At 69.7% G+C, this 9,955-nt stretch carries 10 protein-coding genes; 5 read left to right on the top strand and 5 right to left on the bottom strand.

Annotated elements, in window-relative coordinates:
- Positions 1-582 precede the first annotated feature (582 nt).
- The 3 genes from EPN98_RS10925 to coaBC form a co-directional block, all read right to left on the bottom strand.
- Positions 583-1,899, bottom strand: a complete 1,317-nt coding sequence (locus tag EPN98_RS10925; protein WP_293362729.1) for an RsmB/NOP family class I SAM-dependent RNA methyltransferase — start codon at positions 1,897-1,899, stop codon at positions 583-585.
- A gap of 116 nt (positions 1,900-2,015) precedes the next feature.
- The gene (gene dut, locus EPN98_RS10920) at positions 2,016-2,471 is read right to left on the bottom strand and encodes a dUTP diphosphatase (RefSeq protein ID WP_293362728.1); all 456 of its coding nucleotides are present in this window, start codon (positions 2,469-2,471) and stop codon (positions 2,016-2,018) included.
- Positions 2,472-3,662 (bottom strand): bifunctional phosphopantothenoylcysteine decarboxylase/phosphopantothenate--cysteine ligase CoaBC, encoded by a 1,191-nt coding sequence (gene coaBC, locus EPN98_RS10915; RefSeq protein WP_293362727.1) that lies wholly within the window; start codon positions 3,660-3,662, stop codon positions 2,472-2,474.
- A gap of 113 nt (positions 3,663-3,775) precedes the next feature.
- Between coaBC and EPN98_RS10910 the strand changes: the two genes are divergently transcribed.
- On the top strand, positions 3,776-4,336 hold the full coding sequence (locus EPN98_RS10910) for a hypothetical protein (protein WP_293362726.1): 561 nt from the start codon (positions 3,776-3,778) through the stop codon (positions 4,334-4,336).
- On the opposite strand, the gene ubiB is transcribed toward EPN98_RS10910, so the two are convergent.
- Both ubiB and EPN98_RS10900 read right to left on the bottom strand, forming a co-directional pair.
- Complete coding sequence (gene ubiB / locus EPN98_RS10905) at positions 4,333-5,823, bottom strand: 2-polyprenylphenol 6-hydroxylase (protein WP_293362725.1); 1,491 nt, start codon at positions 5,821-5,823, stop codon at positions 4,333-4,335. The two genes, EPN98_RS10910 and ubiB, sit on opposite strands and share 4 nt — an antisense overlap.
- 7 nt (positions 5,824-5,830) lie before the next feature.
- The gene (locus EPN98_RS10900) at positions 5,831-6,589 is read right to left on the bottom strand and encodes a class I SAM-dependent methyltransferase (protein WP_293362724.1); all 759 of its coding nucleotides are present in this window, start codon (positions 6,587-6,589) and stop codon (positions 5,831-5,833) included.
- A 106-nt stretch (positions 6,590-6,695) separates the two neighbouring features.
- On the opposite strand from EPN98_RS10900, the gene mutM reads away from it, so the two are divergent.
- From mutM to rpsT, 4 genes are all read left to right on the top strand, one after another.
- Positions 6,696-7,559, top strand: coding sequence for a bifunctional DNA-formamidopyrimidine glycosylase/DNA-(apurinic or apyrimidinic site) lyase (mutM, locus tag EPN98_RS10895; protein WP_293362723.1), 864 nt, complete (start codon positions 6,696-6,698; stop codon positions 7,557-7,559).
- The gene (locus EPN98_RS10890) at positions 7,556-8,419 is read left to right on the top strand and encodes a TraB/GumN family protein (protein ID WP_293362722.1); all 864 of its coding nucleotides are present in this window, start codon (positions 7,556-7,558) and stop codon (positions 8,417-8,419) included. Before mutM ends, EPN98_RS10890 begins: the two co-directional genes overlap by 4 nt.
- Positions 8,420-8,448: 29 nt before the next feature.
- Positions 8,449-9,228 carry an enoyl-CoA hydratase gene (locus EPN98_RS10885; RefSeq protein WP_293362721.1) on the top strand — a complete coding sequence of 260 codons (780 nt, stop codon included), beginning with the start codon at positions 8,449-8,451 and terminating at the stop codon, positions 9,226-9,228.
- Positions 9,229-9,348: 120 nt separating this feature from the next.
- Positions 9,349-9,618, top strand: a complete 270-nt coding sequence (rpsT, locus tag EPN98_RS10880) for a 30S ribosomal protein S20 (RefSeq protein ID WP_293362720.1) — start codon at positions 9,349-9,351, stop codon at positions 9,616-9,618.
- Positions 9,619-9,955 lie beyond the last annotated feature (337 nt).

The following is a 9,955-nucleotide window of genomic DNA, read 5'->3' as shown; positions in this document are numbered from 1 at the left end:
CGGAACGATTGGCCGTGTTTGGCTCAGCAGGTGGGGCCCGCCCCCTCCACCAACCGCTCTTCAGCCGGCGGCGCCGGCTTCGGCGGCCGGTCCCCCTCCCGCCGCTTCGCGGGGGAGGTAGGGTCCGCAATCCACCCCTGGCTGACCTTCGGAAGGTCGGCAGTTGGGCACCGGCCCCAATGTCCGCTTCCCGGTGCGGGGCCAAAGACCGCGTTCGACCCTTAGGCGACGTTCGACGGGTTTGCTTGCGGGCTGACCTACGCCGAGCGAAGCTCAACCATGGACCTCTCAACGCTGCGCGCTCTTCTTTTGTCGGAAGGCTTCCGCGCCGACGCGTACGACCTGGGTGAGGCCGGGAGGCAACCCTCCGAGACCTACGCTCTACGGGAGCGGAATGACGAGTGGGTGACTTTCTATGCTGAGCGCGGGCGGGAGAACTCTCTGAGAGTCTTTCCCAGCTTTGCGGATGCCGCTCACGACCTCGTTGCTCGGCTGCGAGGAGATCCGACTACGCGGCGGTAGTCGGAAGGTCGGCTATCCACCCCTCGCAGACCTTCAGAAGGTCCGCTTGTCAGCGACCACCTAAGCCTCACCCACCGCTGCCCCCACCTCCCGCACCATCACCGCCGCAAAGAACCCGTCCGTCTCATGCCGCGCGGGCGTCAGCGACAGATACTCCCCATGCGCAGAGTCCGTGATCTCCGGCGCCACGTCCCCCACCGGAACCACCCGGAACTCCGGATGCCCCGCCAGGAACACCTCCACCTGCGCCTCGTTCTCCTCGCGCAGCAGCGAGCACGTCGCGTAGACCAGCCGCCCGCCCGGCTTCACCAGCCGGGATGCGCTGTCGAGGATGGACGCCTGGAGCGGCAGCAGGGTCTCGAACCCCGCGTCTTCGGTCCGCCAGCGCGCATCCGGGTTCCGCCGCCAAGTGCCGGTCCCGCTGCACGGCGCGTCGATCAGCACGCGGTCGAAGCCGCCCTTGTGGCGCTTCACCCACTTGTCGCGCTCGCTGGTCAGCAGCCGGGTCTGGATGTTGTGGAGGCCCGCGCCGCGGAAGCGCTGCACGGCCCGCTTCAGCCGGGGCTCCGAGACGTCGCAGGCGATGACCACGCCCTTGTTCGCCATCTGTGAGGCGATCGCCAGGGTCTTGCCGCCGGCGCCGGCGCAGAAATCCACCACCCGGTCGCCCGCCTCGGCCCCCACCAGCAGGGCGACCAGTTGCGACCCCTCGTCCTGGATCTCGACCTCGCCGGTCTTCAGCATCGGCAGGCGGGCCAGCGACAGCTTCCGGGGCAGGCGGACGCCATAAGGCGCCCTGCGGCACGCCTGGGCCTCGAAGCCGATGCGGCGCAGGGCCTCCAGCACCGCCTCGCGCGTCGCCTTGTGCGGATTGACCCGCAGGTCGAGTGACGGCGCGCGCAGCATCGCCGCCATCTCGCGGGCGAAGGCGTCGCCGAAGCGGCTCTGCAGCGGCCCCCACGCCCACTCGGGGCACTCGCCCAGCACCGCCTCGGACATCTCGGGATGGTCCAGGGTCCCGCCCTGCAGCCGCGTCAGCAGGGTGGCCTCGCCCTCGGTGAGGGCCGCCGCCGCGAACCGGCCGCCGTTGAACAGCCGCTCGACCTGCTCGCGCGTCTTGCCCTCGCTGAGCGCCAGCCAGGCCAGCAGGCGGTTGCGGGCCGTGGGCTCGCGGCGCTGCTTGGCCAGATGCCAGGTCAGCCGGGCCTGGCTGCGCAGCACCGCGTACAGCACCTCGGACAGCTCGCCGAAATCCTGATCGTTCAGGTCGCGCCGGCTCTTGAACCAGGCCGAGACCACCGCGTCGGCCGGGCGCGCGTCGGCCTCGACCTCTTCGATCAGTTCGAGCGCGGCTTGCAATCGGGCGGCGGGATTCACGACAGGACGTCCAGGCGACAGGGACGCGGGCTAATGCTCCCCATTCCGCCCGACATCAACAGGCGTGCGCTGTTCGGCCCCATTGCGCGCCGCAGGCGGCCGAAAGGCGGGCGGAGTCAGCTGCGGCCGGTGGAGCCGAAGCCGCCGGCGCCGCGGGCGGTTTCGTCCAGGCTCTCCACCTCGGCCCATTGCGCCTGCACCACGGGGGCGATCACAAGCTGGCCGATGCGGTCGCCTCTGCGGATCGTGAAGGCCTCGGCGCCGTGGTTGATCAGGATCACCTTCACCTCGCCGCGATAGTCCGCGTCGATGGTGCCGGGCGAGTTCAGGCACGTGATCCCGTTCTTGAACGCCAGCCCCGAGCGCGGCCGCACCTGGCCCTCGAAGCCCGGCGGCAGCGCGAAGGCCAGCCCGGTCGGCACCGCGAACCGGTCGCCCGGATGCAGCACCAGGGGCTCGTCGTCCGGCACGGCGGCCCGCAGGTCCATGCCCGCCGCCTGGGCGGTCTCATAGGCCGGCAGCGGAATGTCGTGGCCGTGCGGCAGGCGGGTGATCGGGACGGTGGGCGACACTCAGAATTCCTCGGCGATGCGGGCGGCCAGCCGGCGGGCGACTTCGCCCTTGGCCATGCGGTCCCATCGCTCGATTCCACCCTTGGAGACTATGGCGACGGCGTTCTGGTCGCCGCCCATCGTGCCTTCGATGCTGACGTCGTTGGCGACGATCCAGTCGCAGCCCTTGCGGGCCAGCTTGTCGCTGGCGTGCGCCTCCACGCTGTCGGTCTCGGCCGCGAAGCCCACCACCAGCTTCGGCCGCTGCCTGTGCTTGGACAGCGTCGCCAGGATGTCGGGGTTCTCCACCAGGCTGATGGCGGGCGGGCCGCCGGGGCCCTTCTTGATCTTGCTGGTCCCCTGCAGTTCAGGGCGCCAGTCGGCCACCGCGGCCACGCAGACGGCGATGTCGGCCGGCAGCGCCGCCTCGCAGGCCGCCAGCATGTCGCGCGCCGTCTCCACGTCGAGCCGCGTGACGCCGGCCGGGGCCGGCAGCGCGGTGGGTCCGCTGACCAGGGTCACCTCGGCGCCCAGGGCCGCCAGCGCGCTGGCGATCGCATAGCCCTGCTTGCCCGACGAGCGGTTGGTGAGCAGGCGCACCGGGTCGATCGGCTCGGCCGTGGGTCCCGCCGTGATCACCGCCCGCCTGCCCGCCAGCGGCCGCGCGCCGGGTCCGGCCAGGGCGGCCATGATCGCCTCGAAGATCGCCGGCGGCTCGGCCATCCGGCCCGGCCCGAACTCGCCGCAGGCCATGGCGCCCTCGTCGGGCCCCACGAACAGGACACCATCGGCCTTCAGCTGCTTCAGGTTCCGCTGGGTGGCGGCGTGCTCCCACATCCGCACGTTCATGGCCGGCGCCATCAGCACCGGCTTGTCGGTGGCCAGCAGCGCGGTCGAGGCCAGGTCGCCCGCCAGGCCGTTCGCCGCCTTGGCCATCAGGTCGGCCGTGGCCGGCGCCACCACCACCAGGTCAGCCGAGCGGCTGAGCTCGATGTGGCCCATCTCAGCCTCGTCGGTGAGGCTGAAGAGCTCGGTGTAGACCTTGTCCTCGCTGAGCGCTGACAGGCTCAGCGGCGTGACGAACTCGGCGCCCGCCTTGGTCAGGATCGGCCGCACGCCGACGCCGGCCTTGCGCAGCAGGCGGGTGAGCTCGAGGCTCTTGTAGGCCGCGATGCCGCCACCGACGATCAGGAGAACACGCTTCTCGGCCAAGGCTGGGCATCCCTTCGAACAGGGCTCCGATTTAGGTCATTGGCGGGGACTCGACAAACCCGAGAACCTGTGTTCATTCTTTGTTCCAACTCGACCATGAGATGGGGCAAGAGATGATAAAATCCAAGATTGCGTTGCTGCTGGCCGGCGCCGCCCTGGCGCTGAGCGCCTGCGACAACGGCCCCTCCGCCGTCGCGCCCAAACAGGCCGCCGGAACCCAGATGGCCGAAGACACCACCCCCGGGACGCAAACTTCAACTTCGGACGCGTCCTATGGCGACCGCGCCCCTCGCGAGGACCACCGCGACGATCCGGTGAAGCTGGTCGAAGGCAAGCCGATGTGGTCGGCCAGCCGCCGCTACTCCGCCGAGGAGAACGCCCAGCGCGCCTTCTCCCGCAACGGCCGGGCGTTCGGCGCGGATAACGTCGATGAGTTCGTCGAGAAGGCGCACGACTTCGTCCAGAGCCCGCCGCGCGGCACGCTGACGCTGACCCGCGCCAACGGCGACGTCCTCCTCTACGACCCCAGGGCCAACGTCTTCGCCGTCCGCAGCAAGGCCGGCGCGCCCCGCACCATGTTCAAGCCGGACGAGGGCATGGCCTACTGGGAAGAACAGAAGGCCCGCGAAGCCCGCCGCTCGGCCTCTCGCCGCAACCGCGACGACGACGCTTAGAGCAGTCGACCCACCAGGAACGCCGCGCCCGACGTCACAGCGCCAATGGCGAACCACAGGAGCGCATTGGTCCGTCCTGCAGGCTCGGCGACGACCACCGGCTGGGGCTGGGTCATGCGGGCGATGTTGCGGAGGGCGGTCTCGGCCTCCCCGGCCAGCTGCTTCACCCGGGTGAGGGGCGACAGCTCCCGGGCGATCCAGCGGCGGACGACCGGCTCGGCGGCGGCCCAGATGTTGTGCTCGGGGTCGATGCGGCGAGCGACGCCTTCGACGGTGACCATGGTCTTCTGCAGCAGCACCAGTTCGGGCCGCAGGTGCATGTCGTAGAGTGCGGTGATCTCGAACAGCTGGGTCAGGACCCGGCTCATGTAGACCGCATCCGCCTGCCGGCCGAACACCGGCTCGCCCACCGCCCGCAGCGCCTGGGCGAACGCCTGAACACTGTGGTGGGCCGGCACATAGCCGGCGTCGAAATGCACCTGGGCCACCCGGGCGTAGTCGCGGTTCAGGAAGCCCCAGAGAATCTCGGCCAGGTAGCGTCGCTCGGGCGCGCCCAGCCGGCCGATGATGCCGAAGTCCACCGCGTGGATCCTCGCCGGCGCCGAGCAGAACAGGTTCCCCTCGTGCAGGTCGGCGTGGAACACCCCATGGTCAAGAGCCTGGGCCAGGAAGGCGCGGGTGAGGTTGTCGGCCAGCGTCTTGCGGTCCAGCCCCGGCTGTTCCAGCGCCGCATCGTTCGAGAGCGGCAGACCCGCGACCCATTCCATGGTCAGCACGCGCTTGCCGACGCCCGGCCAGACGACCTTGGGGGCGTCCATGTAGCCGTCCTTCGCCATCACCTCGGCCAGCTCGTCGGCGCCCGCGGCCTCCAGGCGTAGATCCAGCTCCAGTTCGGTGGCCCGGATCACAGTGTTGGCGAAGGCGACGGGTTCCAGCCGCCGCACCGGGATCGCCCAGCGCTCCAGCAGGCGCGCGGCCAGCGTCAGCACCGCGGAGTCGGCGGCGACGCGCAGCTCGATCCCCGGCCGCAGCACCTTCACCGCGACGCGACGACCGTCGTGCAGCCGGGCGTCATGCGCCTGGGCCAGGGACGCCGCCCCGACCGGCTCGCCGAACTCGGCGAACAGCACGTCCAGCGGCCGGCCAAGGCCATCCGCCACCAGGGCGCGGGCCTGGGCGGTCGGGAACGGCGGCAGGCGGTCCTTCAGCCGGCCCATGTCCTCGGCAAAGACGCGTCCAAAGATGTCGGAGCGGGTGGAGAGAAACTGACCGAGCTTGATGGCGACCGGGCCCAGACCTTCCAGCGACCGCGCCAGCCGCTCGCCCGGGCGGCCGTCCTTGCGGTTGGCGAAGGCGCGCAGGGCATTGGCGAGGCCGCGCACAGCTGGCGAATAGTAGCCGTCCAGCTCGCGCGGCAGCAGGGCGTCGTTGCGGACCAGCGTCCACCCGGCCCCGACCAGCCGCATGAAGGCGCCCAGCGAGGCCATCCGCGTCCTAGATCGCCCGCCCGGTGTGCAGCGCCGCGACGCCGCCGGAATAGTTGGTGAAGCCCACCTGGCTGAAGCCCGCGTCGGTGATCATCGCGGCGAACGTCTTCTGGTCGGGGAACCGGCGGATGCTCTCCACAAGATACTGGTAGCTCTCGCGATCGTTGGCGACGCGCGCCCCGATTTCGGGGATCACCTTGAACGAATAGGCGTCGTATGCGGCCCGCAGCGCCTCGGTCGTGGGGCGCGAGAATTCCAGGCAAAGGAACCTCCCGCCCGGCTTCAGCACGCGCCGCGCCTCGCGCAGCGCCGCCGAGATGTCGGTCACATTGCGGATACCGAAGCTGATCGAATAGGCGTCGGCGCTGGCGTCGGGCAGCGGCAACCGCTGTGCATCGCCCACCGCCCAGACCAGCTCGGGCATCACCCCCCGCTCGATACCGGCGGCGATCATCTCGGCATTGTAGTCGACGACGAAGATCGTGGCGTCGGCCCCGCCGCGGCGCTCCTGGGCGCGGCGGACCATCTTCACATAGCGGCGCGCCATGTCGCCGGTGCCGCCCGCGCAGTCGACGATCACCTCGCCAGGCTGCGGGTTCAGCCGTGCGGCGGCCGCGTCCTTCCAGAGGCGGTGCACGCCCGCGCTCATCAGGTCGTTCATCAGGTCGTAGCGCTTGGCCACGCGGTCGAAAACGCCGCGCACAAGTCCGGCCTTCTCGGAGGCATCGACATCGCGGAAGCCGAAGGTGGCGGAAGGTCCCGTCATGACCGCGTCTTTAGCTGGCCCAGCGCGCCGCGCCTAGCGCGCCCAGCACGTTGGAAGCGCAAAGAGGAACTTTGGCGGCCGCCCGGGGCGCGCTACTTGAGGACCCATGCCCGAGCTTCCCGAAGTCGAGACCGTCCGGGGCGGACTTGCCCCCGTGCTAGAAGGCCAGCGGCTGGTGAGGGTGGAGGCTCGCCGGCCCGACCTGCGCTTTCCACTGCCGCCAAACTTCGTCCAGTTCCTGACCGGCGCCACCATCGTGCGCCTGGAGCGCCGGGCGAAGTACCTGCTGGCCCGCCTCGACCGGGAGGACACCCTGGTGATGCACCTGGGGATGAGCGGGCGGTTCGAGATCGCGCGTCCGGAGGGCCAGACTCGGCCCGGCCAGTTCCATTATGCGCCCGATCCCGACCCTAAACATGCCCACATCGTGTTCGAAACCGAGGCTGGGACGCGGGTCACCTACTATGACCCCCGCAGGTTCGGTTACATGGCGCTCGTCAACACCGCGACGTTCGATCTGCATCCGTGGTTCGCAGGGCTGGGGCCTGAGCCACTGAGCGAGGCCTTCGACGCCGCAAGGCTCAAGGTCGCCTTCGCCGGCCGCAAGCAGGGCCCCAAGACACTGCTGTTGGATCAGCGGATCGTGGCGGGTCTGGGCAACATCTATGTCTGCGAGGCGCTGAACCGCGCCCGCATCTCGCCTTTCAAGCCGGCTGGCAAGATTTCCGGTCCGCGGCTCGCGAAGCTGGTCCCCGAGATCAAGGCCGTGCTGACCGAAGCCATCGAGGCCGGCGGCTCGACCCTGCGCGACTTCGCCCAGACGGACGGCGCCCTGGGCTATTTCCAGCATCGCTTCCGCACCTACGACCGCGAGGGCCAGCCCTGTCGCAATGACGGCTGCAAGGGCGTGATCGACCGCAAGGTCCAGGCCGGCCGCTCCACCTTCTACTGCCCGGTGTGCCAGGCGTGACCCTGCGCTTGCTGGCCTTCGTTGCGCTTGTCGCCGCGATCGCGGCGCCCGCCTGGGCCGAGCCGCCGGTGTGGGTGGTGAAAGACGCCGATTCCGAAATGGTGCTGTTCGGATCGGTACACATCCTGCCGCCCGGCCTGGACTGGAGGCCGACCCGCCTCGACGTCGCGTTGGCGAGGGCCGAGGACGTCTGGTTCGAACTGCCCGTCGGACCCGTCACCGACCAGGATGTCGGCCGCCTCGCCGCCGCCTCAGGGATCCTCCCGCCGGACCAGTCGCTGTTCAAACTGCTGCCGCCCGACGACAGCGAACGGTTGTTGCGGCTGGCGCGGGCCTATGGCGCCGATCCCGCCAATCTCGCGAGGCTTGAGCCCTGGCTGGCCGAGGTGGCGCTGGCGGGCGCAGTGTTCGCCAAGGCGGGCGCCGAGACCGGCCATGGCGTGGAAGCCGTGTTGAACGCTTCCGCCCCCTCCGGCGCGCGGCGTCGCGCACTCGAGACCCCGGCCGAGCAGATCGACCTCTTCGATCAGACCCCGATGGCCGACCAGATCGCCTCGCTCCACGCCTCGCTGGTCGATCTCGAAGCCGACCCCGACGGATACATCAACCTGGTCCGCGCCTGGATGGCGGGCGACCCGGCGGTCCTCGATCGCGAGGCGCTGGCGCCGTTGCGCGCGGCCTCGCCGACCCTGTTCCGCCGCCTGGTGACTGAGCGCAACGCCCGCTGGACCACCGATCTGGACGCGCGGCTGAAGGGCCGGGGTCGCACGGTCGTCGTGGTCGGCGTCGGACACCTGATCGGCCCGGACGGCGTCCCGGCACGCCTGCGGGCGCTTGGCTATTCGGTCACGGGCCCGTAAGTCCGCTCTGAGCGAAGAGCGGAGCGCCCATGTCCTACGAGACCCTGATCGTCGAAACGCCCAGCGCGGGCGTGACCCTGGTTCGCCTGAACCGGCCCGAGGCGCTGAATGCGCTGAACAGCCAGCTGCTGGGCGAGCTCGCGGCGGTGCTGGACGCCGCCGAGGCCGACGACAGCGTCCGCTGCCTGGTGCTGACGGGATCGGAGCGGGCGTTTGCGGCCGGCGCCGACATCAAGGAGATGTCGGACAAGAGCTACGCCCAGATGTTCGCCTCGGACTTCTTCGGCGGCGCGGCCCGGAGGATCGAGCAGTTCCGCAAGCCGATCATCGCGGCGGTCTCCGGCTTCGCGCTTGGCGGCGGCTGCGAGCTGGCCATGTTGTGCGACTTCATCATCGCGTCCGAGACGGCGAAGTTCGGCCAGCCCGAGATCAATCTGGGCGTCATGCCCGGCATCGGCGGCACCCAGCGCCTGCCGCGCGCGGTGGGCAAGGCCAAGGCCATGGACATGGTGCTGACGGCCCGGATGATGGACGCCGCCGAGGCCGAGCGCGCCGGCCTCGTCAGCCGCGTGGTCCCCGCCGACAAGCTGCTGGACGAGGCGCTGGCCGCCGCCGCCAAGATCGCGGGCCAGTCGCCCCTGGCCGTGGCCATGAACAAGGAGCTGGTGAACGCGGCCTTCGAGACCACGCTCTCGACCGGCGTCACCATGGAGCGGCGCCTGTTCCACTCGCTGTTCGCCTTCGACGACCAGAAGGAGGGCATGGCCGCCTTCGTCGAGAAGCGGAAGCCCGACTTCAAGGGAAGCTGACGCTCTCGCGGCGGGGCGGGAAAGCGGATTGACCACCGGCGCCCGTTTCAGTATATCCGCGCCTCCAATTTCGCCCGCCGGCCATCCGGCGGGTGCTGCCCGTTTGAAGAAGAGTCCCGAATGGCCAATACGCCCGGCGCCAAGAAAGCGGTCCGTAAGATCGCCCGCCGCACCGAAGTGAACACCGCTCGCCGCTCGCGCGTGCGCACCTTCCTCCGCAAGTTCGAGGAAGCCGTGGCTTCGGGCGACGCGACGGTCGCCAAGGACGCCTTCGTGAAGGCCCAATCGGAACTGATGCGCGCCGTCACCAAGGGCGTCGTGCACAAGAACACCGGCTCGCGGAAGGTCTCCCGCCTGGCCGCCCAACTGAAGAAGATGTCGGCGGCCTAAAGGGCCCGACTCCGGGGACCGAAGGTTCCCGATTTTTCGGTTGGATCGGGGGTGCGATCACCCCCTCTTCGCCTCTAGGAATTGCGATCAGCAGCGTCCTCGCGGACGCTGCTTTTTTGTGCGCGCGAAACGCCGTGCGACGGCAGCCCCTGCGACCAATTTGCTCAGTCTCAACACCCGCTTTTCGGGCTTTCCCTTGGACCTAAAAGGGTCCCTTGGGAGTCAATCCAAATATGTCTTGCGCCGAAAAAGAATCCCCGTTGACCCCCCTGCGGCCCCCATTAGTGTCAGCCCTCTTACAGGTTCTTACCCTTTGATCCCGGTTAAACCGGGGCAG

The sequence above is a fragment of the Phenylobacterium sp. genome (assembly GCF_004299445.1).
Classification (GTDB): domain Bacteria; phylum Pseudomonadota; class Alphaproteobacteria; order Caulobacterales; family Caulobacteraceae; genus Phenylobacterium.
The sequence above is the reverse complement of the archived record's forward strand: the minus strand, read 5'-3'. Positions and strand labels throughout refer to the sequence as shown.

Coding starts and splice junctions, on each gene's coding strand:
- EPN98_RS10900 (WP_293362724.1), bottom strand. CDS start 6,589: ATGACGGGACCTTCCGCCACCTTCGGCTTCCGCGATGTCGATGCCTCC.
- EPN98_RS10885 (WP_293362721.1), top strand. CDS start 8,449: ATGTCCTACGAGACCCTGATCGTCGAAACGCCCAGCGCGGGCGTGACC.
- EPN98_RS10910 (WP_293362726.1), top strand. CDS start 3,776: ATGATAAAATCCAAGATTGCGTTGCTGCTGGCCGGCGCCGCCCTGGCG.
- mutM (WP_293362723.1), top strand. CDS start 6,696: ATGCCCGAGCTTCCCGAAGTCGAGACCGTCCGGGGCGGACTTGCCCCC.
- rpsT (WP_293362720.1), top strand. CDS start 9,349: ATGGCCAATACGCCCGGCGCCAAGAAAGCGGTCCGTAAGATCGCCCGC.
- ubiB (WP_293362725.1), bottom strand. CDS start 5,823: ATGGCCTCGCTGGGCGCCTTCATGCGGCTGGTCGGGGCCGGGTGGACG.